This is a genomic window from Pseudotabrizicola algicola (assembly GCF_010915705.1).
GTDB classification, from domain to species: Bacteria; Pseudomonadota; Alphaproteobacteria; order Rhodobacterales; family Rhodobacteraceae; genus Pseudotabrizicola; species Pseudotabrizicola algicola.
On the sequence record NZ_JAAIKE010000001.1, the window covers coordinates 895,594 to 919,765 of the forward strand.

Genomic DNA, 24,172 nt, shown 5'->3' on the forward strand with positions numbered 1-24,172 from the left:
TTCACTTCGCACGCCCTCCCGATTTGCCATTCGGGACCTATCGCTGCCTGCAGATTTTTCCTTGCACAATCGGGTGAACGCGAAAGCCCGCCACGGCATCCCCGCCGCCCCGCGCCGCAACCAGACGCGCGGGGTGGTCAGCCAAGATCGTCAAGACGATCAAGACCTTCCAGCAGTTTATCCAGCGTCGCTGGCAGGTGGCGCACGCGGATGCCGGTCGCATCATGGATGGCATTCACGATGCAGGCACCTGCCCCGCAGATGCCAAGCTCGCCGATGCCCTTGGCCTGCATCGGGTTGGCCCAAGGGTCGCGTTCTTCCAGCAGGTTCACTGAAAGCTGCGGCACATCGGCATTCACCGGCAGATGATATTCGGCAAGGTCATGGTTCACGATATGGCCGTCTCGGGGATCGTGGATCAACTCTTCCGTCAGCGCCATCCCGATCCCGAAGGTCATGCCGCCAAGGCATTGCGAGCGGGCCGTTTTGGCGTTTAGGATTCGTCCGGCGGCAAAGCTGCCGTGCATCCGGCGCAATCGTGTCTCGCCCGTAACCGCATTGACCGCAACTTCGGCAAAGAACGCGCCGAACGTGGCCTGCCGGACCGCCTCTGACGTCTTGCCCTTGTCGATCTCGCCCTCCGCCTGCAACGGCGCGCCAGCCAACACCTGGGCCAAGGGCCGCGCGCGGTTATCGGCAATCGCCATGCCGTCCTTGAGCGTGAGGGTGCCTTCGTCACAGCCGCATCGCTCCGCGATGTCTTGGCGGATGCGCTCGCAGGCCAGAAAAACCGAACTGCCCGCCGAGGACGCGCCCCAGGACCCGCCCGACCCCGCTGACTTCGGCAGATCGGAATCTCCCAGCCGGACCTTCACCCGTGCAGGCGGCAGCCCGAGCATCTCAGCCGCGATCTGGTTCAGAATGGCATAGGTGCCGGTGCCGATGTCGGTCATGTCCGTTTCAACCAGCGCCGTTCCGTCGGGGTGCAGCGTGACACGCGCCGATGATTTGCCGATCATGTTGACCCGCGATGCCGAAGACATGCCGCAGCCGGCAAGCCAGTCGCCCTGCCGTGCGCCACCTTGGGGCCGGTTTTCCCAGCCAAAGGCCGCAGCGCCATCGTCCAGCGCGGCGCGCAGCATGTGTGACGAAAAGGGCCGGTCCTCGCCCGGGTCGCGTTCGGGAATGTTGCGGCGGCGCAGGTCAACCGGATCAATTCCGGCGGCTGTGGCAAGTTCATCCATCGCGATTTCCAGCGCGGTCACACCCACCGCCTCGCCGGGCGCGCGGACCGATCCGGCGCAGGTGCGGTTGACCCGCGAAATACGATGGCCGATCAGCCGGTTTTCACCACGGTAAAGAAAGGGCGTGGCCTGCGTGACCGGCTCGGAAAAATCTTCGCCCTCAAGGTTCGAGACAAGCGCCTCATGCCCGATTCCCGTGAGCCGCCCCTCCGCATCGGCGGCAAGGCGGATGTGCTGGCGCGTCTCCGACCGCCGCATTGTGGCTTCGAACACCTGCTGGCGGCTGAGCGCGACCGCCACCGGCTGCCCAAGCGCCCGCGCCGCAAGCGCAGCCGCCACGGTTTCCGGCGAAATGCCCAGCTTCGATCCGAAACCGCCCCCGACAAAGGGCGACAGGATGCGCACATGTTCAGGATCGACCCCCAAGGCATCGGCCAGTTCGTTGACGTTGTACTTCAGCATCTGGCACGAGGCGCGCACCGTCAGCAGATCCCCCTCCCAAGCGGCAATCGCGGCATGCGGCTCCATCGCGGCGCTGTTGTGACCGGGGGTTGTATAGACCGCGTCAACGCAAAAGGCGGCGCGATCCATGGCGGCGGCCAGATCACCGGCAGATGATTGCTTCTTGTCCGGCACTTCCGCAGTCTCGGCATCCGGCGCAACGGACGCGCTTTCTTCGCTATAGCGCAGGGTCACGCTCTGGGCGCCGTGCCGCGCCTGCTCAAAGCGGTCAGCCACCACAAGCGCAACCGGCTGACCAAGATAGGCGATGTCGCGGCTGCCCTGCACCGGCGCCTCGTTGGCCGTGCCCTGCGCGGGATTGCGCAGAAAGCGGTCCCCGTGCAGGACGGCCCGCACGCCCGGCAAGGCTTCGACCGCCTGCGCGTCGATGTGCTCAAGCCTGCCTTTGGCAATTGTCGCGCGCACCATCACGCCGTGCAACATGCCTGCCACCTGCCCGTCATGCGCATAGGTGGCGCTGCCTGTCACCTTTTCAGGCCCGTCCGGCCTGTCCATGCCCGTGCCCAGAACGCCCTGCACCATGGCATCAAGGCGATTGCGGTGGTCGGGTTCGTCCATCTTGTGAAAAGCGGTCACTGCGGTATCTCCCGGCAAAGCTCGTTCAGGGTGGCAGTCAGGGTGCGGCGCAGAAGCGGTACCTTGAAGGCATTGCCCTCTTGTGGCGCAGCACCGTCCAGCAAGACATCCGCCACACGCGCAAAGAGGGCCGCTGACGGCACCTCTCCCACCAGAAGCCTATCGACGGCGGGGTCATGCCAGGGCCGCGGTGCGATGCCGCCAAAGGCAAGGCTGGCATCGGCGATCCGGCCCTCAGCAAGCTCTATCCGCGCGGCCACGGACACCAGCGCAAAGGCATATGAGGCCCGGTCTCGCACCTTGCGATAGGTTTGCCGCCCCCCTGCCGGTGGTGGCAACACCACCTTGGCGATCAGATCGCCGGGCTGGAGAACCGTTTCGATATGAGGTGTGTCCCCCGGCAATCGGTAGAAGTCGCGCAGCCGCAGGCGGCGCGATGCGCCGTCCTTGCCGATGATATCAAGGCTCGCATCAAGCATGGTCATCGCCACAGCCATATCACTGGGGTGCGTTGCGATGCAGGCATCGCTGCCGCCCAAAATGGCGTGCAACCGCGTTGCTCCGCCCAAGGCATGACAACCCGACCCCGGTTCGCGCTTGTTGCAGGGCATGGCGCTGTCCTGAAAGTAATAGCACCGCGTCCGCTGCAGCAGGTTTCCGCCCGTGGTGGCCTTGTTGCGCAACTGGCCACTGGCCCCCGAAAGCAGCGCCTGCGCCAGCACCGGCCAATCACGGCGCACGTCCCGATGCGCGGCGAGATCAGAATTGCTGACCAAGGCACCGATGGACAGGCCCCCTTCCGCGCTTTCAATCGTGCGCAGATCAAGGCGGGTGATGTCGATCAAACGCTCTGGTTGCACCACCTCGCGCTTCATCAGATCCAGCAGGTTGGTGCCGCCCGCGATGATCGTGGCCCCTGCGGCACATGCGGCGACGGCATCCGGCGTGTCTGCCGCGCGCTCGTAGTGGAAGGACCTCATGTCCGGCCTCCCTGCGCCACAGTGCGGATAGCCTCGACGATGTTGGGATAGGCGGCACAGCGGCACAGGTTGCCGCTCATCCGTTCTGCGATTTCGGCATCCGACAAGGCAATCTCGGCATTCAGATCAGCGCTGACATGGCTTGGCCAGCCCGCCTTGATCTCTTCCAGCATCGCGGTCGCCGAACAGATCTGGCCGGGCGTGCAATAGCCGCACTGGAACCCGTCATGCGCAACGAAAGCGCGTTGCAGGGGCGACAGATCGTCCACTGTCCCCAGCCCCTCGATGGTGGTCACCTCATTGCCGTCATGCATGCAGGCCAGTGTCAGGCAAGAGTTGATCCGCCGACCGTTCACAATCACGGTGCAGGCACCACATTGGCCATGATCGCAGCCCTTTTTGGTTCCCGTCATGCCAAGATGGTTTCGCAGAGCGTCCAGCAAGGTGGTGCGGGTATCCGCATTTAGGTTGTGGCTCTTGCCATTGATCGTGAGCTTGGTCTGCATCGGCGCGCTCCTTGCCAGCTTCGACATACCCAAGGCGAACGTGCCAGCCGCGATAGTGTTCCGCGCCTGATGTGAGTTGTCGGAGGGGATGGACGCCCGGTATGCTTCACATATCGCTGCACCGGCGCCGCAGCCGATCATACACCCCACCACCGCAGGGTATGGGCCAGATGCTGACGGATCGCGGCGACGGCGGCTTCTACGTCGCGCTCTTCAAGGGCCGAGATGATCGCCAGATGTTCCTCCATCGCCGAAACGATCCGATCAGCCAGAAAGGGGCGCTGGTTCTGGATGATGGCAATCCGGTTGCGGTTGTCGTCATAAATGCGCTGTGCAAGCTTCAGCCCCACTCCTGCGGCCAGCGCATCGTGCAGCGACAGATCAGTCAGGATCGCGCGACGCTGAACCTCTGGTGTCACATCGGTCAGCGCGGCATCGCGCAGGCGCTCATGATCTTCGCGCAAACGGGCAAAGGGCAAGATAGCATTGGTCTCGATCAACCGCCGCGCGCCTTCACTGTCCAGAATGGCCCGAAGTTCCAGACATTCGCGTGTCATTTCCGGCCCGGCATCCATCACAACCACGCCGCGCTTTGGCAGCACGCTTACGAGCCCGCCCGCCTCTGCCAGTTTGACTGCCTCGCGCACTGCGGCGATGGGCAGACCGAGAATGTCCACCAGCATCGGCATCGACAAAAAGGCACCGCTGCGGATCTGACCCTCGCGCAGCGCGCCGATCAGCGACTGATGCGCTTGAACGGACAGCGAAACATCGGCGCCGGCTTTGGCCTCGGTATCTTCGGTCTCTGCCAGTGCCGCTGTCATCTTGCCCGCCTCTACCCCAAGCCGCTGACCATCGATTATTCGGAAAATGCAGAAAGTCATATCCACTTTTTCCCTGTATGCTTACGTAAGATAGTTGGTAACATTTTAGATGCAATACCAGATGCGGCCATCGAAGTTGGAGCATCAGGCATTCGCAGGGAAAGACCGCGCCGCCCGCATCGCAGCGGTCAAAACGGGAGGGACAAGAATGCATTCCATAACCACTGAAGCGGTAGAAGTGTCCGAAGACGCTCTGCGCCCCGTGACCGCCGAGGAGAAATCCTGGGGCTGGTTCGCGATTTTCAACGTTTGGGCCAATGATATCCAGTCGCTGTTTGGCTATTCGCTGGTGGCCTCGCTTTTCATCGCTTACGGGGTGACGGGGTGGACTGCCTTTGCCGCGCTGATCGCGGCGGGGCTGTTCGTGATGTTCATGGTCAACCTATCAGGGGCCGCGGGCGAGCGTTATGGGATTCCCTACCCGGTCCTTGCCCGCGCCAGCATGGGGACCGAAGGGGCAAAGCTGCCCGCAATCCTGCGGGCGATCGTCGCCGTCTTCTGGTATGGGGTGCAGGTCTATTTCGCCTCTACCGCGCTGGCGCTGCTGATCCGGTCGCTGACCGGCATCACTGGCGGGCCTGCCTTCATGGGATTGACCGGTGTGGATTGGCTGTCCTTCCTTCTGGTCTGGGCCTTTCACATCGTCATCTTCTGGCGCGGCATGGGTTGGGTCGAAAGCTTCCTGAACTTCGCTGGCCCCTTTGTCTATGCGGTGATGATCGGCCTTGTCGCCGTGCTCTGGGTCAAATCTGACGGTCAGCTCTTGGCGCAGGCGCAAACGATCTTTGCCAATCCCGAAGCGACCTGGGGTACCGAATTCAAAGGTTTCATCGTCATCTTCGGCACCATGGTTGCCTATTTCGCCGCCGTGATGATCAACTTCAGCGACTTCTCGCGCTACGCCAAGGACAAGCCCGCCATGGTCAAGGGCAACTTGGTCGGTCTGCCGCTGAACATGATCCTCTTCTCGGCCCTTGCACTTCTGACCACGGCAGGGGCCGCCGTCGTCTATGGCGAGGCGCTTGTTAACCCGACCGAGATTGTGGAGCGGACAGACAGCGTCTTTCTGGCGGTGATCGCCGCGATCACCTTCTTCGCGGCAACGGTGGGCATCAACCTTGTCGCCAATTTCATCCCGGCCGTGAACGGCATCGCGAACCTGTCACCCTCCACCATCGGCTTTCGTAAGGCGGGTCTCATTACCTCGGCCTTCGCGCTGGTGATCGGCGGGTTCTGGACAGGTTTTATCAGCCAGTTCGGCATCAGCGGCTTCGTGAACACCCTTGGCGCCACGCTGGCACCGCTCTTCGGGATCATGATCGCCGATTACTATCTGATCCGCCGCCAGAAGCTGAACCTCGACGATCTCTACAACCCGGCGCGGGGAACCTACCACTATCGCAAGGGGTGGAACGACCATGCCTTGGTGGCCTTTGCGATCGCTGCCGTATTCTCTGTCGCAACGGTCTGGGTGCCGGCGCTCGGTCAGCTTGAAGGATACGGATGGATCATCGGCGCGGGTCTGGGTGGCGTGATCTATCTGGCACGCGCACGCGGCAAGGTCGCCGTCTGAACTTTCCCTGTCGGCCTGAAGGCATGGCCTTCCGGGCAGACCCAACCAACTGGCCCCGATTGCATCAGCATCGGGGCCTTTTTTCATAGAGGCCGAGGCACCTGTCCTTCCGACGGGCAAGGCAAGTCATGGTCGCGCCCAGACCGCATTGTTGCAAGCCCCGGACCTCTGGCAGATTATGGCGTGGATCCTCTGTCTAGGCGGCAGCGAGTGCAGTTCGCTCCGACGCTAACAGCTGCCGGAAACTGACCTTGCCGTTTCCAGCGCTAGATACTGTCGGTGGAGACGTGGTAACCCTTCGCGACCTGATCGACGGTCAGGAAGATGTTCTCTGGCGAGACATTGGTATTCAAGTAGTAGGCTCTCCTGATGGGGTGGTGGGCAATGTCGCCCACTACCTGCGCCTGTGCGGAGGACATCAGACTCTGTCGCTTGGCATTTTCAGGAAAATTCGATTTGCTGAGGATAGCCCTTACATCGAAAAATCCTACCGCCAACAGGATGTTGGCCTCTGTGATGATCTCACTTGGATGCCGGCAGAAATATCAAAGTAAACCAATACTTTAAGGGCATATGGCGGAGGGGATGGGCCTGACGTCGAACCTTCTCCACCAATAAGATACTGATATAGTTATCTTTTTTGAAATCATTTGTTCCGGCTGTGCCTCAACATCCCGAGTTTGGCACATCGCGATGCGTAGGGGGAGAGCGGGATCCACCCCAGCCCCGATACAGATGAGCGTGAGTCGGATACGCAGCTGCGGAAGAAAATTCTTCCCCCAAATTGGCCGGTTAGCAGCTGTTGACGCGGGCCGAGCACGCGTCTAAGCTTTCCAAACTGTCGGGGGAGTCCCGCCCAAGGGACTGAGAGGCTGATGGCAGGGGCAACCCTGTGGCGAAGCGACCCTTTGAACCTGACCCAGTTGATACTGGCGTAGGAAGCACAAACGGTCGCCTTTCTGGCAACACGCGGGTATATCCCGGCTTCTTTCCCTCTTCGACGGGTCGTCAACGCGAAGAGGCTTTGATGAACCAGTTCGACCACAGCACCGCGCAGGCCCGTTTGGCCGCGCCCAGGCTGCCTTCCGTCACCACCGGCCCTCTGCCCGCTTCCACGAAGCGGCATGTGCAGGGCGTGATCTATCCCGACATCCGGGTGCCGATGCGCCAGATCACGGTCCATCCATCGGCGGGGGAGCCGCCGGTCACGGTGTATGATGCCTCCGGTCCCTATACGGACCCGGCGGTCGTCACCGATATCGCCAGGGGCCTGGCGCCGATACGCAGCGACTGGCTGGCAGCGCGCGGTGATTGCGAACCTTATGCGGCACGGCCGGTTCGGCCTGCGGACAACGGTTTTGCCAGTGGCGAACGGCTGGTGCCCGGCTTCCCGGTGCAGCGCGCCCCGTTGCGCGCCCGCGCCGGAGGAGCCGTCACGCAACTGGCCTATGCCCGCGCCGGGATCATCACTCCCGAGATGGAATATGTCGCCATCCGCGAGAACCTCGGCCGCACCGGCGCCGCTTCCACGAAGCGCGATGGCGAGGATTTCGGGGCCGCGATTCCGGATCACGTCACGCCGGAATTCGTCCGGCAGGAAATTGCCGCCGGGCGGGCGATCATCCCGGCCAACATCAACCACCCGGAACTGGAACCGATGATCATCGGCCGCAACTTCGCGGTCAAGATCAACGCCAACATGGGCACCAGCGCCGTCACCTCCTCAATGGCCGACGAGGTGGACAAGATGGTTTGGGCGATCCGCTGGGGCGCCGACACCGTGATGGATCTGTCGACCGGGCGGAACATCCATAACACCCGCGAATGGATCCTGCGCAACGCTCCGGTGCCGATCGGCACGGTACCATTGTATCAGGCGCTGGAAAAGGTCGACGGAGTCGCGGAAGATTTGACATGGGAAATCTACCGCGACACGCTGATCGAACAGGCCGAACAGGGCGTCGACTATTTCACGATCCACGCGGGCGTGCGGCTGCATTACATTCCGCTGACCGTGAACCGCGTGACCGGCATCGTCAGCCGGGGTGGCTCGATCATGGCCAAATGGTGCCTGCATCATCACCGCGAAAGCTTCCTGTATGAGCATTTCAATGAGATCTGCGACATCATGCGGGCCTACGACGTCAGCTTCAGCCTCGGCGATGGCTTGCGCCCGGGCTGCATCGCCGACGCCAACGACGCGGCGCAATTCGCCGAGCTTGAGACGCTGGGCGAGCTGACGCGGATCGCCTGGGCCAAGGACTGTCAGGTGATGATCGAAGGGCCGGGCCACGTCGCCATGCACAAGATCAAGGCCAACATGGACAAACAGCTCGCCACATGCGGCGAGGCGCCGTTCTACACACTGGGGCCGCTGACCACTGATATAGCGCCCGGCTACGACCATATCACCAGCGCCATCGGGGCTGCGATGATCGGTTGGTTCGGCACTGCGATGCTGTGCTACGTGACGCCCAAGGAACATCTGGGCCTGCCCGACCGCGCCGACGTAAAAACCGGCGTAATCACCTACAAGATCGCCGCCCATGCCGCCGATCTGGCCAAGGGACTGCCCGGCGCACAGGCGCGCGACGATGCTCTCAGCCGGGCGCGTTTCGAGTTCCGGTGGGAGGACCAATTCAACCTGTCGCTCGATCCGGACACGGCCCGCGACTTCCATGACCAGACGCTGCCGAAAGAGGCGCACAAGACCGCGCATTTCTGTTCGATGTGCGGGCCGAAATTCTGCTCGATGCGGATCAGCCACGACATCCGGTCCGAGGCGCAGAAGGAAGGCATGGCGGCAATGGCCGAGAAGTTCCGCGAACGGGGCGAGGTCTATCTGCCGAGCGCCGGGGCTGCGGAATGATCACCGTGCTCGGGGCCGGGGTTGCGGGGCTGTGCGCCGCAACCGTGCTGGCCGAACGGGGTTTGCCGGTCGAGGTGGTGGACAGCGGGCCGGAAGGCGCCGGGGCAAGCTGGCTGGCCGGGGGGATGCTCGCCCCCTTCGTCGAAGGCGAACGCGCTCCGCCTGAGGTGGCGCGTCTGGGCGCCGGTGCTGCGGACTGGTGGGCGGCGAGGGTGCCGGGGGTGGCGCGGCGCGGTACACTGGTCGTGGCCCCGCCGCGCGACCGGCCGGAGCTCGACCGTTTCGCCACCCGCACGGGCGGCCATGAGCGCATCGGCGCGGACCGGATCGCCGCGCTGGAACCCGATCTGGCGGGTCGCTTTTCCAGCGCGCTCTTCTATCCCGACGAGGCGCATCTGGAACCGGGTGCCGCCCTGCGGTCGCTGGCCAAGGGCTTGCGCGCGCGCGGCGCGGTGGTCCGCTACGGCGTGCAGCTTTCCCCTGATCGGATCGACGTTGACTGCCGGGGCATCGCGGCCCGTGACATGTTGCCGGGCCTGCGCGCGGTGCGGGGCGAGATGCTCGTGCTGCGCTGCCCGGAGGTGGCGCTGTCACGTCCTGTGCGCCTTCTGCATCCGCGCTTTCCCGTCTATGTGGTGCCGCACGGCGAAGGACTTTATATGGTCGGGGCCACGATGGTCGAATCCGGCGCGACCGGCCCGATCACCCTGCGGAGCGCCACGGAACTGATGTCGGCGGCCTTCGCCCTGCATCCCGGTTTTGCCGAGGCGGCGATCGTGAGCCTGGGCAGCGGGTTGCGCCCGGCCTGGCCCGACAACCTGCCGCGCATAACGCAGGCAGGTGGACGGCTGCACTTGAACGGGCTCTATCGCCATGGGTTTCTGACCGCCCCCGCGCTCGCCGGCCAACTGGCCGATCTGCTCATCCAGTCACGACCGGAGGCCGCCCATGCGCATTGACCTGAACGGAGCGGCAACCGAGATCGTCGCCCGCACCCTTGCCGATGCGCTCGCCGAACTCGGCTACGGCGGTAATGCGCTGGCGACCGCACTGAACGGCCAGTTCGTTCCTGCCGCCCTGCGTGCCGATACTCCGCTTCGGGACGGTGACCGGGTCGAGGTGCTCGCCCCGATGCAGGGAGGCTGAGATGCGGCTTTACGACGTGGACCTTGGCTCGCGCCTCCTGCTTGGCACGGCGCAATATCCCTCGCCGCAGGTGCTGACCGATGCCATTGCCGCCTCGGGCTGCGAGGTGATCACGGTGTCGCTGCGGCGGGAAAGTGTTGGGGTGGCGGGCACAAACGGCTTCTGGCCGCTGGTGCAGGCTACCGGCGCGCGCATCCTGCCCAACACCGCCGGATGCCATTCGGCGCAAGAGGCGGTCACCACCGCCCGGATGGCCCGTGAGGTGTTCGGCACCGACTGGATCAAGCTTGAGGTGATCGGCAATGCCGACACGCTGCAACCCGATCCTTTCGCGCTGGTCGAGGCGGCGCGGATACTTTGTGCCGAGGGTTTCGAGGTCTTTCCCTACACTACCGAGGATCTGATCGTCGCCGAACGCCTGCTGGACGCCGGGTGCCGGGTGCTGATGCCCTGGGGCGCGCCGATCGGCTCGGGCCGGGGCCTGCGCCAGCCCGATGCGCTGGCCTCGATGCGAGGCTATTTTCCCGATGTACCGCTGATCGTCGATGCCGGGATCGGCGCGCCCAGCCAGGCTGCACAAGCGATGGAACTGGGGTTCGACGCGGTGCTTCTGAACACCGCCGTTGCCAGGGCGGGCGATCCGGTAGCCATGGCTCGGGCCTTCGGGCAGGCGGTGGCGGCGGGGCGGCTGGCCCATGAGGCCGGGCTGATGCCGCCGCGCGACATGGCGGTACCTTCGACCCCGGTACTCGGGATGGCCGATCTGCGTCCCGGGGGGCTGGCATGATCCTGCCGCGCTTCTATCCGGTGCTGCCCGATGCCGCGATGATCGCCCGGCTGGTGCCTCAGGGCGTGCGGCTGGTGCAGTTGCGCTTCAAGGGCGATGCGGACGATGTTCCCGCCCAGATCGCGGCCTCGATGGCGGTCTGTGCGCGACACGGGGCGCAGCTTGTGGTCAACGACCACTGGCAGGTGGCGCTGGATCAGGGCGCCGACTTCATCCATCTGGGTCAGGAGGATCTGGACGGCGTGGATACCGCCGCCATCGCCCGAGCCGGGGCGCGGCTAGGCATCTCCACCCACGACCGGGCTGAGCTCGACCGCGCCCTTGCCCTGTCTCCGGCTTATATTGCCTTGGGTCCGATATGGCCAACGCTGCTGAAGCAGATGCCATGGCGGCCGCAGGGGCTGGAAAAGCTGACCCGCTGGAAATCGCGGATCGGGGACATCCCGCTGGTGGCCATCGGCGGGCTGACTCCGGCGCGCCTGCCCGACGTCTTTGCCGCCGGGGCCGATGTGGCGGCGGTTGTCACCGATCTGGTGGCTGCCCCAGATCCCGAACAGCAGACACGCCTCTGGATCGAGGCGACGGAGATCCAAGGATGAGCCGCTATGCCCGCCAGATTCAGGTGCCGGGGGTCGGCGCGGATGGGCAGAGGCTCATTGCAGCGGCGCATGTGCTGATCGTCGGGGCGGGCGGATTGGGCTGCACGGTGATCCCAGCGCTTGCCGCTGCGGGGGTCGGGCGGCTGACCGTCGCCGACCCGGATCGCGTCGAGCTAGCAAATCTGCACCGACAGACCCTCTACACCGAAGCGGATATCGGCGAGCCCAAGGCTGCCGTCGCCGCTGCTCGCGCGAGCGCGCTGAATCCTGAGTGTGATGTCGGCACAATCGTCGCGCGGATCGACCCGGCCAACGCTCCCGACCTGATCGCGGCAGCGGACCTGGTGGTCGATGCCGCCGACAGCTTTGCGGTGACGTATACCCTGTCCGACCTCTGCCTGGCAGTGGGCAAGCCGCTGATCTCGGCCTCGGTCATCGGCCGCGCGGGTTATGCCGGCGGCTTTTGCGGTCCGGCCCCGAGCTATCGCGCGGTTTTCCCTGACCTTCCCGCGCAGGCGGCAAGCTGTGCGAGCGTCGGGGTTCTGGGGCCCGTGGTGGCGGCCTTGGGCGCGGTGCAGGCGCAGATGGTGCTGACGGCACTGATCGGACTGGAGCCTTCCCCCCTGGGGCGGGTGGTGACGCTGGACACGGCAAACTGGCGGTTCAGTGGCTTTGGCTTTGCCGGTGCGGCGGAGATGCCCGGTTTCGGCTTCATCGCGCCCTCGCATATCACTGCCGGGGATACTGTCATCGACCTGCGTCCAACGGGAAGCGTCCGTGCCCTGCCTGGCGCCTTGGCGCTTGCTCCTGAGGATCTGGCCGATTGGCGGTTTCCTGAGGGGCGGCTGGTTCTGTGCTGCTCGACGGGCCTGCGGGCCTGGCGTGGGGCGCAGGTTCTGGCTTCGCGCGGGGCCATGGCGCTCGCCCTCCTGGCGGACGGACAATGAGCGTGTTGATCGTCGCCGGACTTGACAGTTCCACCGGGGCAGGCCTGGCGCGCGATCTGGCGGTGCTATCCGATCATGGCACTCCGGCGCGGGTGGCCGCAACCGCGGTGACGGCGCAGGATGCTGCAGGTGCGTGCAGCGTCCATCCAGTGCCACCTGCTATGGTCGCGGCACAAATCCGCGCGGCAGGCCCGGTGCGGGTGGCCAAGCTCGGCATGCTGGCCAATGCCGAGGTCGTCGCGGCCGTCGCCGAGGCGATGCCGGATCTTCCCTTGGTCCTCGACCCGGTTCTGGCGACCAGCGCAGGGGTCGTGCTGTTGGACGCCGCCGGGCGGGCCGCGATGATCGCCCGGCTGATCCCGCGGGCGGCACTGGTGACACCAAACCTGCCCGAAGCCACCGCCCTGACCGGCCTGGAGCCAGACGCTTCGCCGGGCGCGCTGGCCGCCGCGTTCTTTGCCATGGGCGCCAAGGCCATCCTGCTGAAAGGGGGCCATGGCGACGGCGCCGAGGCGGTTGACTGGCTGTTGCGCGCGAACGCCGCGCCCCTGAGATTCGCCGCGCCGCGCAAGACCGGCGCCCGGCGCGGCACCGGCTGCGCTCTGGCCAGCGCCATCGCCGTCCATCTGGCCCGAGGTGATGATCTGGCCAGCGCCTGTGGCCAAGCAAAACATTATGTGTGGAAGTGGATATAGCCAACGGGTCTTCACATACGCAGTCGTTGCAGTGTATCGCTGCTTTCAGACTACCGGTCGCAGCCTACCCGGTCAAAACAAGGACATCTGAATGAAAACCATCGTGATCTGCTCCGGCGGATTGGATTCCGTTTCTCTTGCCCACATGGTGGCGGCCGAGCATGAATTGCTTGGGCTTCTCTCGTTCGATTACGGCCAGAGACATCGCAAAGAAGTCACCTTCGCCGCCGCCTGCGCCGCCCGCCTGCAGGTGCCGCACCAGACCATCGACATTCGCGACATTGGCCGCAGCCTGTCCGGCTCGGCCCTGACGGACGACGTCGCCGTGCCTGACGGGCACTACGCGGAAGAAACCATGCGCATCACTGTGGTGCCGAACCGCAACGCGATCATGCTTGCTATTGCCTTCGGAGTGGCCGCCGCGCGTGGGGCGGATGCGGTAGCCACAGCAGTGCATGGGGGCGATCATTTCATCTATCCCGACTGCCGCCCCGGGTTCATTGATGCCTTCCAGATGATGCAGCGCCATGCCCTCGAAGGGTATACCGACATCACCCTGTTCGCGCCCTATGTTGATCGGCCGAAGTCGGCGATCGTGACCGACGGTGCCCGCCACGGCACGCCCTTCGAGCAGACCTGGTCCTGCTACAAGGGCGGCGAGATCCATTGCGGGCGTTGCGGCACCTGTGTGGAACGCCGCGAAGCGTTCGATCTGGCCGGCATCGCCGATCCCACCATCTATGAGGATGTGGACTTTTGGCGCGAAGCCGTTCAGCGGGGGCGCCCCTGATGTTCCGCATCACCAAGGAATTCCACTTCTCAGCCTCGCATCAGTTGTGTCGGCTGCCGCCGGACCATCAGTGCGCGCGGCTGCACGGGCATAACTACGTCGTGGTGGTCGAACTTGCCGCGGCAGAGCTGAATGCGTTCGGTTTCGTGCGCGATTACCACGAACTGTCCCCGCTCAAACGCTACATCGACGACAATCTGGACCATCGCCACTTGAACGTGGTGTTCGGCCACGACGCCATCACCGCAGAATGGCTTGCCAAACATTTCTTCGATTGGTGCAAGGCGCGCATACCCGAGACGGTCGCAGTCAGGGTCAGCGAAACGCCCAAGACCTGGGCGGAGTACCGGCCATGATCGCATCCGCCCCTGACGAGATCCGCGTCAGCGAGATCTTCGGGCCGACCATTCAAGGCGAAGGCGCGCTGATCGGCCAGCCCACCGTATTTGTACGAACGGGCGGTTGCGACTATCGCTGTTCCTGGTGCGATAGTCTGCACGCCGTCGACAGCCGCTTTCGCGCGGACTGGCGCGGGATGAGCACCGCCGAAGTTCTGGCCAAGGTGCGCGCGCTTTCGGGGGACACGCCCCTGATGGTGTCGCTCTCGGGCGGGAACCCCGCCATCCAGCCCCTCGGGCCGCTCATCCAGCAGGGGCAGGCCGAGGGCTATCGCTTCGCGCTGGAGACGCAAGGCTCAGTCAGCCGAAGCTGGTTCGCCGATCTGGACGTGCTGGTGTTGAGCCCAAAGCCGCCTTCCAGTGCGATGGCAACCGACTGGAAGTCGTTACGAACCTGTGTCGACGCGGCCGCGTCCGGGCCGCGCATCGTATTGAAGTTCGTGGTCTTCGATGAAGCTGACTTCGCCTATGCCCGCCACGCGGCCGCGCAGTTTTCGGATCTGCCCGTTTATCTGCAACCGGGCAATCACACCCCGCCGGGGCCGCAGGACATTGACGCCTGCATCGACACTGAAGGCATCCTCCGACGCATGGCCTGGCTAGTCGACCGGGTCATCGCGGACCAATGGTATGCGGCCCATGTGCTGCCGCAGTTGCACGTCCTGATCTGGGGCAACAAACGCGGAGTCTGACCGCGACGGAGACCGACATGACAGATATCCACAAGGACCTCAAACAGCTCGGCACCGCAACCCCGCTGCCGGCGAGCCCCGATGACGCTGTGCTCGAGAGGGTGGCAAATCCACAGGCGGGCACGCCCTACTGTGTCCGCTTCACGGCACCCGAATTCACCTCGCTTTGCCCGATGACCGGCCAGCCGGATTTCGCACATCTGGTGATCGACTATGTGCCGGGACAGTGGTTGGTGGAAAGCAAATCGCTGAAGCTCTACCTCGGGGCGTTCCGCAATCACGGGGCGTTTCACGAGGATTGCACGGTCTCGATCGGCAGACGACTGGTTGAGCTTCTCGCCCCCGAATGGCTGCGCATCGGGGGGTACTGGTATCCACGCGGCGGCATCCCGATCGACGTGTTCTATCAGACCGGGCCCGCGCCACAGACCGTCTGGGTTCCCGATCAGGGCGTGCCAACCTATCGCGGGCGTGGCTGAGCCTTGGAAGGCAGAACGTCAATGGATCCGCATGGCGAATGAGCGCGAAATGAATTTTTCAAAGACACAGGCCGAGACCCTGAACGAAATCCTGCGCTGGCGGCGGGACGTGCGTCACTTTTGCGCCGATCCCATTCCTGAACCGATCTTCGACCGCCTGCGCGCCGCCATGAATCTGGCACCGTCGGTCGGCAATTCACGTCCGTGGAGGGTTTTGCAGATCAAAGACAAAAGCTTGCGCTGCCGCGTGCAGGAAATTTTTGAAAGCTGCAACCGTGAGGCGGCGACGGGCTACGATGAACCGGCAAGGGCGGAATATGTCCAACTGAAACTGGCGGGCCTTCGTGAGGCGCCGGTGCATCTTGCCGTGTTCACCGAAACAGCGCCCATCGAAGGGCGGGGTCTGGGGCGCCAGACGATGCCGGAAACCCTGCAATTTTCCACCGCCATGGCGATCCACACGCTCTGGCTGGTCGCACGTGCCGAAAACATCGGCCTGGGCTGGATATCGATACTTGACCCTCAGGCAATCCTCACCCTTTTGGATGTCCCGGAAAGCTGGGTATTCACAGGCTATCTCTGTCTGGGATACGCGGCGTCGCTTGAAGAACGCCCGCTTCTACATAGAAGCGGTTGGCAACGTGATACATCGACAGAATGGCTGGAAAGGTGAGTGGCCTGCTTTCTTTTCAGGAAACGTCCCGATCTCTCGATCATTTTCGTTCGCGCAGAAGACCTTAACGGCGGGCTTTGACAAAATCATCTTGCCGCGCTTGCGCCATCGCGGTGACGCACCACGAAGCCGAGCTCTTCGAGTTGCTCGATTGCGTTCTGATGCATCGGAAGATCATCGACACGCCCGCGCCTGCTCCTGCATAACGCTGTAATCGGCGAGCATCTCGGCGATGGCCGACCCATCAGGCAATGATGTCAGTTCCTCGGCCGCGCGGGCCTGAAACTCCCGACTGTATTCCACCACCGGCGGACATGCCGACACGCGACCTGCCTCAAAACCTGCCGCCGCGCAGCCGCTGAGCAAGCTCGTTGCGATCGCGAGGACGGCGAGCCGCCGCTTCCAGCATCTGGCGTTGGACATCATTGGCCTTCTCCGTTGTCTCAAGGCGTTCGGCGAACCGTCCCGCTCGCTCACCAGACCGCCGAAGCGAAAGCAGGAACAGGAGCACGGCGAGGACGATGGCGCCGTAGCGCAGCGCCGCCCGCATCCATGGGCTCGTGGCGATCCCGGTGAGGAGCCCGCCGATCATCGCCGCCCCCGGCGCCAGTCATCGAGCCGGGCGTAGATCGTGACCGCTATGCCGCCCAGAGCCACGGCGATGAACACCCAGCGCAGAGTGTCGAGATACGGCACCAGCGGCAGGATGGCGGATTGCGTCTCGGCCAGGACGCCCTGTGCCACCTCTACGCCCGCCGCGCCCAGCGTCGCCACTCCGGCCGCCCCGCCACCCTTCATGGTACGGCTGTCGGCCAGCACTTCGCGCGCAGGCGGAGCTTCTTCGGCGAACGCCGTCGCCCGGACCGGGAAGCGCTCGCCCCACTGACGAGCGGGGCCGAGGTCGACATGGATGAACCCCGATCGCGGATAGAAACCGAAACCGAGGAACCCGACCGCCCGCGCCGCCGCCTCGAAGGCCACCGGGTCATGGTTCGACATGGCGATATCAAACGCCGTGCCGTCCATGTGCTTCGACGCCTTGGCCCCGCCCACCGTGCGGTTGTGCTCGGGGCTGCGATAGGCGGACCGTACGATCAGCGGCTTGCCCAACCGATCGCGCAGGGCCTGCAGCTTGTCGAGCGCGTCGGGGTGCAGCTTGATCTGCCCGGTGCCGCGGCAGGCGATTTCGGCGGGCGAGAAGTTCGGCCAGCGCCAGAGGTTCTGCGGAACATCGCGGAAATGGCGGAAGGTGCGAATGGGATCGGACATGGGAGAATTCCTTTGGGAAGGGACGACGAGACCCGCCCGCAGTGACGCGACTGCGGGTTGGCGTGGTTTCAGGTGATGGGGTTGAGTCGCGGGACGACCCGGTTGGCGCTCAGCCGCCCGGGCCGAAGATCTTCAGCTTCAGCGCGATGCCCGCGAGCAGCGCGAGAATGATGCCGGTGGTGACGAGATGGACCGTGGTCTGTACGGCCGTGCGGCGCACGAAGCGGATGCAGTCGAGGAGCGCGCGCAGGTCGCGGACATCCATCGCGGCCTCTTCGCCGTCCAAGCCCACATCCGCCAGCGCGCGCCTGGCGCCTTCCTGGGCCGCGCGTGCCAGCAGTTCCTCGAACTCGGCATCGGGCATGCGGACATGGCCCTCTCCGGAGCGACGCGGGCTCATGCCGACAGGATCCCGACCTCGTTGGGCAAGGTCAGATCGCTCCAGGGGCTCGCGTCGGCCGGGTTCACCGCCCAGCTCGAATACACGGGCTTGGGTGCGAGGTCCGGCACGGTCTCGGGTGCGGCATCGTGGTTGACCCCGCCCATGCGCAGGAAGCCCGCCGTGGCGTCGGGCCCGACCGTGCCCGCCTGCGCGATCTGCTTGAGATGCACGCCCGCGATGGCAGAGACCGAGGCGGGTCCGGTCGGTCCGGTCAGAGAGAAGGACATGCGCTGTCCCGCTGCCGTGCTGGCGACCCGCGTGGCGATATCGCCATCGCGCAGCGCGTCGATGCTGCCCACCATCTGGTTGAAACTGGCGATGGCATTGGGGCTGCGCCGCACGAAGCGCCGCCCGATGGTCGAGACACCGTCGAGGGCCGCGATATGGGCGTAGTACCAGGTGCGAGTCGAGGCAGAGCCGTGGAGGGCGGTGTTGGCAAAGACCACATGGCGCGGCTTGCCCTTTCCATTCGCATTCGCGGCAGTGGCAGTCGATTGCAGCACGCCATCGACATAGAGCTCGATGGTGATCTGTGCGCCGACCGCCACCCGCACGTCGATCCATTGCGGCTGGCCATTCGGGGCGGTGTAGGAGGAACTGCCCTGCACGCTGGTGTCGCCCGCGGCGATGGCGTGATAGCGGTTGGTGGTCGTGACCGGCTTGATCTGGGCCAGCAGCACGTTGGTCGCGCTGTAGAATTCCAGGAAGTTGGCCTCTGACCGGTTAATGCTGTTGGCATCGGCGTTGGGCGGGACGTAGCGGAACCCCAGCCAGAGATCGCCCGCAGGTTCCAGCACCGAGAAGGAGAACGGCGCGGAATAGGTGCTCGATCCGGAATGCCGGATCGCGTTCACGTCGAGCGTCGGGTCGAACCCTCCGGCGGTCGTGTTCAGAAGCCCCGAGATGCCGGCGATGTCGGTGGGCTGGTGGCCCAGATGCAGGATGTAACTCATGGCAGTTCCACTTCGATGTAGAGGGCGGATTGGGCAGCGGTGAGGGACGAGCCCCCGCCGTGATCGAGGAAGATCGAGACGCCGCCCGAGGTCAGACGCGTGCCGCCGCCGAGATCGAACCAGGCCTCGAACTCGCCGACGCTGAGGTCCTTGTTCCAGGCCAGTTCGATGAAGGCATGCGTCTCGAAGATCCGCAGGTCGGGGTGCTCGTAGCCGAGAGGCAGTACGCCGGGCGGCACCGGGTAGCTGAACTGGGAGGGCTGCGAGCGCAGCGTGCCGCCGTCGCCGGGATTGCGGCCCTGGACCTGCGGATAGAAGGCCGTGCTCTGCGCGGCCGTCCAGGTGGCCGCCCCGCTCACCGGATCGTCGCGCCAGACGCCGTTCCTGCCGATCCAGAGGCGCGCAGTGCTTGGGTCGAGAACGAACATCAGCACGTCGCCCGCCCCGAAGGTCGGCAGCCCCGTCAACTGCTGGGCGGCCGTGGCAGTGTTCGACGACCAGAGGGAGCCGTTGCCGCGATAGCCGATGGAGCCCAGCGTGATCGGGTTGTTGCCGACATTGAACTCCTCGCGCTGCGCGGCCGAGACGACGCCCATGTAGCCGTCGAAACTGGTGGCTCCGCTGGCTGCACAGAGAACTTCCCAATAGCGCCGCCCATCCGAGGGCAGGATGGCCTTGGCACTCGGCACCCAGCGCATGTAGTTGGTCCCGCCAGAGGTGTTCACTGCGGTCTGGTTGCCATCCGACAGCGTGTAGCCCGGAGGGCGCCGCGTCGCGTCGAGTTGCCAGACAGAGCCGATATCGACCGGCGGGGCCGTATTGCCGCCTTGCGCCAGGATGGCGGCGCGCATCATCAACAGGCTCATGCGACGGCTCCCGCCAGCGCGCCCTGGATGACCCAGGCATCCGCCCCGCGTTTGACGAGGGCGGCGCCTGACCACTGGCCATCGAGCGCAACAGAACCGCCCGTGACGCCATTGAGCGACACGCCCGGAGCCGCCGCGACCGTGGCGATCCCGGCGCCGACCTGCGTCACGTTGATGAGCGTGCCGATCTCGAAGGGTACGGTCGCCTCGACCGGGATCGTCACGGTGACGGCAGAGGATCCGGTGGTCTCCAGGATGCTGCCCAGATCGACGGCTTCCAGCGTGTGGCTGGTCGCCGTCAGCGTCCGGATACGCACGACGCCCGGGCGCGGCACCTCGATCCATGCCCCTGCGGTGAAACGGACATGCCGCGCTTCATCCGCGATCCAGACCTTCCAGCCCTCTTCGGGGGTCAGGTAGACCCATGCAGCCGCGCCGGCTGGCGATTGGTCCCAAAGCGCAAGTGCGTTGGCATTGGCGCCTGCCGCGGCGGGCACGATGGCGATCTGGCCTGCGGTGCCGGTCCCAGGAAGTGCTGCGGTCCGCGATGTGGCGCGCGCCTGCACGAGGGCCGAGAGACGGCGCAGGTCTTCGCTGAGGCTGGTGCCCCAGTTGCGCTGGCCGGGATCGTAGAAGGCGCGCAGCCCCAATCCCGGCATGATCCGTTCGGGCATGCTTGGTCTCGCTTGTCGTTATGTGATGGCGGGGCTCAGGTGCCCCAGAGGAAGCCCCAGCCGCGATCCCATCCGGCGGCAAAGGGCGCGGTCAGCCGGAACCGGCGTGCCTCGCGGTCGGTGACCCAGCTGCCTCCAACCAGACGACGCGACCGGACGGCGAGGTCGATCTCGGCCGTGCGGTCCGGGGCGCCGGTCTCGGGGATGTCCTCCGGCGCCAGCGTCCAACTCGTCCCGCTGCCAGCGTCGATCACAATTCCGGGCGGCATGAGCGCCGCGCCCGTGTCGGGGTCGATCCAGCGCACCTCAATCGCGTAACCGACGCCCGGCTCCGGCCCGATGGAGGCAGCGGTGTGGTCGACGATCACGGGGCTGGTCTGGGTCAGCCGGTCGCGATGGGTCCAGGTCAGCGCCAGATCATCGGCGATCAGCGCATCGACATCCGGGCTGTAGCTGCCGTTGGCCTGCACCCGACCGGGCGGCAGGGGCCGGATGGCGCGCCGGTCGAGCGTCACGCTGTCCTCGGGCGCCAGCGCGAAGGCGAGCGTGCCGCGCCCGGTCTCGGGCAACAGCCGGATCGCAAGGGTCTCGCCTGCTGCCCAGCTGTCCTCCGTGATCCGCGCGCCTTCGTCAAAGAAGATTACCGGCGTATCTGCGGCATGCACACGCGGCACGGTGTCGAGGCATCCCCGACCAACCGTGATGGCCGTAGAGGTGATCCCGTCGACGCGGACCAGTTCGCCACCGATGCTCGCCAGCGTGCCGATGCCGACCTCGCCGATGTCGCGCCAGCCGGTGACAGGAAGGACACGCGCCTCCGGGTGGTCCGTGACGTCCGCCGCCAGCAGCGCCGTCGGCGCGAAGGCGACCACGCCCTCCTGCGCAGGGCTGGTGCCGGGGTCGATCCAGAGTTCCGCCGCCAGCGCATCGGCGCTGGGGCGCTCGCCCGTGGCGACCACCGCGCCCGCATCTGGATCCTCCGACAGGATGCGGTCGGCCTCGGTATGGCCCAGTTCGCGGACGAGCAGCCAGTAAGTGGCTTCCTCGACCATGCGCCGAGAAAGCGCCCTAGGTGGAGCGGCGACCCCGGACCCGGTCGGCATGCGCCCGCCTGCGATGGCGGTCGCGCCAAGGGCAAAGACGTCCTCGGCGAGCTTCAGCCGGATGCCGTTATCGCGCCCGTCGCCTTGCCCGATCTCGGAGATACGCATCACCACATCATCGAGCCCGAGGCGGGGCGACCGCAGCCGGATCACATCGCCTGGCCCGAGATCCGCGCCTTCGCGGTTCACCACGATCTCGCCCGTGAGCAGCGGCACCGAGAGCGCGCGTAGGTCGCGCTCGGCCACGCGGATCCCCAGCCCCTGGTAGCGGATGCCTGGATAGTCGAGCGTGGTGGCGATCACCTCGCCCATGGACTGCACCCGGGCAGTGTCGGTGACAGAAACCGCCCCCGTGTCGTCTGTCCAGGCATCGGTGAAACGCACGGTCACGCTGTTGACCAGGTCCGACGGCGCGCGGCGCCCCAGCCGCCCCCAATCCACGACATTGGTCTCATCGAAGAGTGGCACTGTTGCGGCCGTGTAGTCGGCCCGGATCAGCTTCAGTTCCCAGAGCCCGGTGCGCCGGTCGATGAAGAGTGTCGCGTCGATGTGGTCGAGAACGCTGCCGATGAACTCCTCGATGGAGCTGTCCTGCTGCCAGATCAGCGACAGGCCGAAGCCCTCGGTGTAGAGCGTGTCCGCGGCCGCCGTGAAACTCGCCCCGATCTCGACCGTCGAATAGCCCAATCCCCAGTCGCGGTTCGTCAGGCACTCCCGGATGATATGGGCCGGGTTCATATCCGGGCCGTTCCCGAAGGCGCCGCGCAGGGAGGCAACCAGCGCCTGCGGGTTGCCGGCCGGGATCACCGGCACGCCGTCCACCGGCGTGTTGTCGATGCGCGCGGTAGAGGTCGTGTTGGCCAGCGCGATGTTGAAGCCGAAGATGTCAGCGGGCGGCAGCGCGCGAATGATCGCCAGCGCTGCATCGACCGAGGAGACCGGCGAGGGCTCGCCATCGGTCACGAAGATCACGATCCGTCGCTTGGACCCGCCGCCCGCGAAAAACGCTCCCGCCTGCGAAAACGCTGCGTCGAAGCTGGTGCCGCCCGAGGTGCTGTTCGAGAGCGCCAGCATCCAGGCCTCGAGCGCGGCATAGTCGTCCGGACCCATATCGCGGCGCTCGATCGATGCTGCAACGCCTGCGTTCCAGAGCACGATGCGGATGTCGTTCGGACGGTCGGGATCGACGCTGGCCCCGATCTCGCGGATCAGGGCGGCAACGCCCGACTTCTGCGCCGCCATGCGCGTGCCCGACATCGAGCCCGAGACATCGAGCGCGATATAGATCGCGGCGTCCGAGATATTGGCCTCTGGCACGATGGCCGCCTTCTCGGGATACCATTGCGCCGCCCCCGCCTCGCCGGACAGCACGCGGGTCACGCGCACGGCCCATGGCTTCAGGTACGGGTTGATGCCGAGATAGACCTGCCGCAGCACCAGGCTGCAGAGCCCGCGATAGCCGGGCACGTCGCCATTCATCCGAGCAGCCAGGTAGTCGTTCTGACCCTGGCCCGGCCCGCCCATCAGCACATCGACATCGCCGCGAATGCCGCCCTCGCGGCTTTCGCCGCCGAAGAGGTCGGCCTTGTCGATGCGGATGCGCCCGCCTCCGGCGCCGGCATTGCTGGCCGCGCTGGTCGCCTCGAACACCTCGACCGCTTGCGCGGGGAAGCTCAGCGCCTCGGGCATGACGGACCACGAGGTGACGTTTGTGCCGGCGTTGAACGTGACGCCGCGCAGCGTGATGGTCTGGCTCGTGCCATTCGCCAATTGCAGCCGGTAGTCCCGGCCGATGCGCACCCCGGCGCGCGTCCCCGGAAAGGTGATCGTGGCGCCCGTGTCGCCTGCCAGCGCGGCAGTTGCCGCCATGCCTGCGACTGTGCCGATCCGCGTCTCCACGGCCGCGCCGCCACCCGAAACGCCGCCGCCGGTCGTGACAGACCATGCGGTTCGGCGGTCAACGAGGATCTCGCGAATGGCATCGATCGGCCCATGGCAGAGCGCAAGATGCATCCCCAGCGAATAGCGGAAGCCAACGGTCTGCGCCTTGCTACGCCCGCCCATCGCATGCCTCCCGCTGCTCGGCGATCGTGATCACCGGCTCCACCAGCGCATCCCCAGTCGCGCGCAGCCGGTCGGCATCGATGCCGTGGGAGAGAAAGTCCTGCCAGTCGAGCTCGTGGCGGCGGAACCATGGCCGCACGCCCGCAAGGCAATAGCGCGCGTCGCGCAAGTCCTGGATCGTCACACGCGTCACTTCTTGCCGCCTTTCTTCTTGATCGGATCCACCTTCAGGTCGCCTGCCCAGACGACGTTCGGCCCGGTAATCAGCACCGTCCCGAACACCACCGGGATCGGCCGCCCTTCCTCGGCGGTGGGCAGGGAGAAGTCGTCCAGCCCCGCCGCCTGAGGCTTCTCGACCTTGGGGCGCGGGCTCAGCGCATAGGAAATCGCCGAGAGCACCAGCCCGAGGACGAGCCGTGCGATGAAGGTCCAGACCATTTG

27 protein-coding genes and 1 riboswitch are annotated in these 24,172 nt (G+C 65.4%); of the genes, 14 read left to right on the forward strand and 13 right to left on the reverse strand.

The window, feature by feature from the left end:
• Nucleotides 1-137 precede the first annotated feature (137 nt).
• From G3572_RS04345 to G3572_RS04360, 4 genes are all read right to left on the reverse strand, one after another.
• On the reverse strand, nucleotides 138-2,342 hold the full coding sequence (locus G3572_RS04345) for a xanthine dehydrogenase family protein molybdopterin-binding subunit (RefSeq protein ID WP_435530950.1): 2,205 nt from the start codon (nucleotides 2,340-2,342) through the stop codon (nucleotides 138-140).
• A complete protein-coding gene (locus G3572_RS04350) occupies nucleotides 2,339-3,322 on the reverse strand; it encodes an FAD binding domain-containing protein (protein WP_164609420.1) in 984 nt (327 codons plus the stop codon). Before G3572_RS04350 ends, G3572_RS04345 begins: the two co-directional genes overlap by 4 nt.
• Nucleotides 3,319-3,828 carry a 2Fe-2S iron-sulfur cluster-binding protein gene (locus G3572_RS04355; RefSeq protein ID WP_205518461.1) on the reverse strand — a complete coding sequence of 170 codons (510 nt, stop codon included), beginning with the start codon at nucleotides 3,826-3,828 and terminating at the stop codon, nucleotides 3,319-3,321. The genes G3572_RS04350 and G3572_RS04355 overlap by 4 nt, the downstream gene beginning before the upstream one ends.
• Nucleotides 3,829-3,965: 137 nt before the next feature.
• On the reverse strand, nucleotides 3,966-4,712 hold the full coding sequence (locus G3572_RS04360; protein WP_240335394.1) for a GntR family transcriptional regulator: 747 nt from the start codon (nucleotides 4,710-4,712) through the stop codon (nucleotides 3,966-3,968).
• A gap of 148 nt (nucleotides 4,713-4,860) precedes the next feature.
• On the opposite strand from G3572_RS04360, the gene G3572_RS04365 reads away from it, so the two are divergent.
• From G3572_RS04365 to bluB, 14 genes are all read left to right on the forward strand, one after another.
• Nucleotides 4,861-6,285, forward strand: coding sequence for an NCS1 family nucleobase:cation symporter-1 (locus G3572_RS04365; RefSeq protein ID WP_164609422.1), 1,425 nt, complete (start codon nucleotides 4,861-4,863; stop codon nucleotides 6,283-6,285).
• A gap of 251 nt (nucleotides 6,286-6,536) precedes the next feature.
• Entirely contained in the window at nucleotides 6,537-6,839 is a 303-nt protein-coding gene (locus tag G3572_RS04370; protein WP_164609423.1) for a hypothetical protein, read from the forward strand.
• Nucleotides 6,840-7,118: 279 nt separating this feature from the next.
• Nucleotides 7,119-7,244, forward strand: a riboswitch (TPP riboswitch).
• Between the two features lie 68 nt (nucleotides 7,245-7,312).
• Complete coding sequence (gene thiC / locus G3572_RS04375) at nucleotides 7,313-9,154, forward strand: phosphomethylpyrimidine synthase ThiC (protein WP_164609424.1); 1,842 nt, start codon at nucleotides 7,313-7,315, stop codon at nucleotides 9,152-9,154.
• Nucleotides 9,151-10,113, forward strand: a complete 963-nt coding sequence (locus G3572_RS04380; protein ID WP_164609425.1) for an FAD-dependent oxidoreductase — start codon at nucleotides 9,151-9,153, stop codon at nucleotides 10,111-10,113. The genes thiC and G3572_RS04380 overlap by 4 nt, the downstream gene beginning before the upstream one ends.
• Nucleotides 10,103-10,300: a sulfur carrier protein ThiS gene (gene thiS / locus G3572_RS04385; protein ID WP_164609426.1), complete on the forward strand. Its 198-nt coding sequence runs from the start codon at nucleotides 10,103-10,105 to the stop codon at nucleotides 10,298-10,300. Before G3572_RS04380 ends, thiS begins: the two co-directional genes overlap by 11 nt.
• Nucleotide 10,301: 1 nt before the next feature.
• A complete protein-coding gene (locus G3572_RS04390; protein WP_164609427.1) occupies nucleotides 10,302-11,087 on the forward strand; it encodes a thiazole synthase in 786 nt (261 codons plus the stop codon).
• Nucleotides 11,084-11,686 (forward strand): thiamine phosphate synthase, encoded by a 603-nt coding sequence (locus G3572_RS04395; protein ID WP_164609428.1) that lies wholly within the window; start codon nucleotides 11,084-11,086, stop codon nucleotides 11,684-11,686. The genes G3572_RS04390 and G3572_RS04395 overlap by 4 nt, the downstream gene beginning before the upstream one ends.
• The gene (locus tag G3572_RS04400; RefSeq protein WP_164609429.1) at nucleotides 11,683-12,633 is read left to right on the forward strand and encodes a HesA/MoeB/ThiF family protein; all 951 of its coding nucleotides are present in this window, start codon (nucleotides 11,683-11,685) and stop codon (nucleotides 12,631-12,633) included. Before G3572_RS04395 ends, G3572_RS04400 begins: the two co-directional genes overlap by 4 nt.
• Nucleotides 12,630-13,328, forward strand: coding sequence for a hydroxymethylpyrimidine/phosphomethylpyrimidine kinase (locus G3572_RS04405; protein ID WP_164609430.1), 699 nt, complete (start codon nucleotides 12,630-12,632; stop codon nucleotides 13,326-13,328). Before G3572_RS04400 ends, G3572_RS04405 begins: the two co-directional genes overlap by 4 nt.
• 91 nt (nucleotides 13,329-13,419) lie before the next feature.
• Nucleotides 13,420-14,118: a 7-cyano-7-deazaguanine synthase QueC gene (queC, locus tag G3572_RS04410; protein WP_164609431.1), complete on the forward strand. Its 699-nt coding sequence runs from the start codon at nucleotides 13,420-13,422 to the stop codon at nucleotides 14,116-14,118.
• A complete protein-coding gene (locus G3572_RS04415; RefSeq protein WP_164609432.1) occupies nucleotides 14,118-14,474 on the forward strand; it encodes a 6-pyruvoyl trahydropterin synthase family protein in 357 nt (118 codons plus the stop codon). The genes queC and G3572_RS04415 overlap by 1 nt, the downstream gene beginning before the upstream one ends.
• Complete coding sequence (gene queE, locus G3572_RS04420; protein ID WP_205518462.1) at nucleotides 14,471-15,208, forward strand: 7-carboxy-7-deazaguanine synthase QueE; 738 nt, start codon at nucleotides 14,471-14,473, stop codon at nucleotides 15,206-15,208. Before G3572_RS04415 ends, queE begins: the two co-directional genes overlap by 4 nt.
• A gap of 17 nt (nucleotides 15,209-15,225) precedes the next feature.
• A complete protein-coding gene (gene queF, locus G3572_RS04425) occupies nucleotides 15,226-15,687 on the forward strand; it encodes a preQ(1) synthase (RefSeq protein WP_164609434.1) in 462 nt (153 codons plus the stop codon).
• Between the two features lie 31 nt (nucleotides 15,688-15,718).
• Nucleotides 15,719-16,360, forward strand: a complete 642-nt coding sequence (bluB, locus tag G3572_RS04430) for a 5,6-dimethylbenzimidazole synthase (protein ID WP_240335395.1) — start codon at nucleotides 15,719-15,721, stop codon at nucleotides 16,358-16,360.
• A 334-nt stretch (nucleotides 16,361-16,694) separates the two neighbouring features.
• On the opposite strand, the gene G3572_RS04435 is transcribed toward bluB, so the two are convergent.
• From G3572_RS04435 to G3572_RS04475, 9 genes are all read right to left on the reverse strand, one after another.
• Nucleotides 16,695-16,952 (reverse strand): hypothetical protein, encoded by a 258-nt coding sequence (locus tag G3572_RS04435; protein ID WP_164609435.1) that lies wholly within the window; start codon nucleotides 16,950-16,952, stop codon nucleotides 16,695-16,697.
• The gene (locus G3572_RS04440) at nucleotides 16,949-17,629 is read right to left on the reverse strand and encodes a YcbK family protein (protein WP_164609436.1); all 681 of its coding nucleotides are present in this window, start codon (nucleotides 17,627-17,629) and stop codon (nucleotides 16,949-16,951) included. The genes G3572_RS04435 and G3572_RS04440 overlap by 4 nt, the downstream gene beginning before the upstream one ends.
• 109 nt (nucleotides 17,630-17,738) lie before the next feature.
• A complete protein-coding gene (locus tag G3572_RS04445; RefSeq protein WP_205518464.1) occupies nucleotides 17,739-17,993 on the reverse strand; it encodes a DUF6127 family protein in 255 nt (84 codons plus the stop codon).
• Nucleotides 17,994-18,025: 32 nt separating this feature from the next.
• A complete protein-coding gene (locus tag G3572_RS04450) occupies nucleotides 18,026-19,024 on the reverse strand; it encodes an FscB (RefSeq protein ID WP_164609438.1) in 999 nt (332 codons plus the stop codon).
• Nucleotides 19,021-19,890, reverse strand: a complete 870-nt coding sequence (locus G3572_RS04455; protein ID WP_164609439.1) for an SPRY domain-containing protein — start codon at nucleotides 19,888-19,890, stop codon at nucleotides 19,021-19,023. The genes G3572_RS04450 and G3572_RS04455 overlap by 4 nt, the downstream gene beginning before the upstream one ends.
• A complete protein-coding gene (locus G3572_RS04460) occupies nucleotides 19,887-20,564 on the reverse strand; it encodes a DUF2793 domain-containing protein (protein ID WP_164609440.1) in 678 nt (225 codons plus the stop codon). Before G3572_RS04460 ends, G3572_RS04455 begins: the two co-directional genes overlap by 4 nt.
• 35 nt (nucleotides 20,565-20,599) lie before the next feature.
• A complete protein-coding gene (locus tag G3572_RS04465) occupies nucleotides 20,600-23,731 on the reverse strand; it encodes a phage tail protein (protein ID WP_164609441.1) in 3,132 nt (1,043 codons plus the stop codon).
• A complete protein-coding gene (locus G3572_RS04470) occupies nucleotides 23,718-23,924 on the reverse strand; it encodes a hypothetical protein (protein WP_164609442.1) in 207 nt (68 codons plus the stop codon). Before G3572_RS04470 ends, G3572_RS04465 begins: the two co-directional genes overlap by 14 nt.
• Nucleotides 23,921-24,169: a hypothetical protein gene (locus G3572_RS04475; RefSeq protein WP_045685068.1), complete on the reverse strand. Its 249-nt coding sequence runs from the start codon at nucleotides 24,167-24,169 to the stop codon at nucleotides 23,921-23,923. The genes G3572_RS04470 and G3572_RS04475 overlap by 4 nt, the downstream gene beginning before the upstream one ends.
• Nucleotides 24,170-24,172: the final 3 nt, after the last annotated feature.

Bases quoted from the DNA above. Each gene is read 5' to 3' on its own strand.
- thiS (WP_164609426.1), top strand. From the start codon at position 10,103: ATGCGCATTGACCTGAACGGAGCGGCAACCGAGATCGTCGCCCGCACC.
- G3572_RS04390 (WP_164609427.1), top strand. From the start codon at position 10,302: ATGCGGCTTTACGACGTGGACCTTGGCTCGCGCCTCCTGCTTGGCACG.
- G3572_RS04445 (WP_205518464.1), bottom strand. From the start codon at position 17,993: ATGCCCGATGCCGAGTTCGAGGAACTGCTGGCACGCGCGGCCCAGGAA.
- G3572_RS04435 (WP_164609435.1), bottom strand. From the start codon at position 16,952: ATGATCGGCGGGCTCCTCACCGGGATCGCCACGAGCCCATGGATGCGG.
- queF (WP_164609434.1), top strand. From the start codon at position 15,226: ATGACAGATATCCACAAGGACCTCAAACAGCTCGGCACCGCAACCCCG.
- G3572_RS04415 (WP_164609432.1), top strand. From the start codon at position 14,118: ATGTTCCGCATCACCAAGGAATTCCACTTCTCAGCCTCGCATCAGTTG.
- G3572_RS04460 (WP_164609440.1), bottom strand. From the start codon at position 20,564: ATGCCCGAACGGATCATGCCGGGATTGGGGCTGCGCGCCTTCTACGAT.
- queE (WP_205518462.1), top strand. From the start codon at position 14,471: ATGATCGCATCCGCCCCTGACGAGATCCGCGTCAGCGAGATCTTCGGG.
- G3572_RS04350 (WP_164609420.1), bottom strand. From the start codon at position 3,322: ATGAGGTCCTTCCACTACGAGCGCGCGGCAGACACGCCGGATGCCGTC.
- G3572_RS04380 (WP_164609425.1), top strand. From the start codon at position 9,151: ATGATCACCGTGCTCGGGGCCGGGGTTGCGGGGCTGTGCGCCGCAACC.
- thiC (WP_164609424.1), top strand. From the start codon at position 7,313: ATGAACCAGTTCGACCACAGCACCGCGCAGGCCCGTTTGGCCGCGCCC.
- G3572_RS04355 (WP_205518461.1), bottom strand. From the start codon at position 3,828: ATGCAGACCAAGCTCACGATCAATGGCAAGAGCCACAACCTAAATGCG.
- G3572_RS04455 (WP_164609439.1), bottom strand. From the start codon at position 19,890: ATGAGCCTGTTGATGATGCGCGCCGCCATCCTGGCGCAAGGCGGCAAT.
- G3572_RS04440 (WP_164609436.1), bottom strand. From the start codon at position 17,629: ATGTCCGATCCCATTCGCACCTTCCGCCATTTCCGCGATGTTCCGCAG.
- bluB (WP_240335395.1), top strand. From the start codon at position 15,719: ATGGCGAATGAGCGCGAAATGAATTTTTCAAAGACACAGGCCGAGACC.
- G3572_RS04400 (WP_164609429.1), top strand. From the start codon at position 11,683: ATGAGCCGCTATGCCCGCCAGATTCAGGTGCCGGGGGTCGGCGCGGAT.
- queC (WP_164609431.1), top strand. From the start codon at position 13,420: ATGAAAACCATCGTGATCTGCTCCGGCGGATTGGATTCCGTTTCTCTT.
- G3572_RS04395 (WP_164609428.1), top strand. From the start codon at position 11,084: ATGATCCTGCCGCGCTTCTATCCGGTGCTGCCCGATGCCGCGATGATC.
- G3572_RS04360 (WP_240335394.1), bottom strand. From the start codon at position 4,712: ATGACTTTCTGCATTTTCCGAATAATCGATGGTCAGCGGCTTGGGGTA.
- G3572_RS04405 (WP_164609430.1), top strand. From the start codon at position 12,630: ATGAGCGTGTTGATCGTCGCCGGACTTGACAGTTCCACCGGGGCAGGC.
- G3572_RS04475 (WP_045685068.1), bottom strand. From the start codon at position 24,169: ATGGTCTGGACCTTCATCGCACGGCTCGTCCTCGGGCTGGTGCTCTCG.
- G3572_RS04450 (WP_164609438.1), bottom strand. From the start codon at position 19,024: ATGAGTTACATCCTGCATCTGGGCCACCAGCCCACCGACATCGCCGGC.
- G3572_RS04365 (WP_164609422.1), top strand. From the start codon at position 4,861: ATGCATTCCATAACCACTGAAGCGGTAGAAGTGTCCGAAGACGCTCTG.
- G3572_RS04465 (WP_164609441.1), bottom strand. From the start codon at position 23,731: ATGGGCGGGCGTAGCAAGGCGCAGACCGTTGGCTTCCGCTATTCGCTG.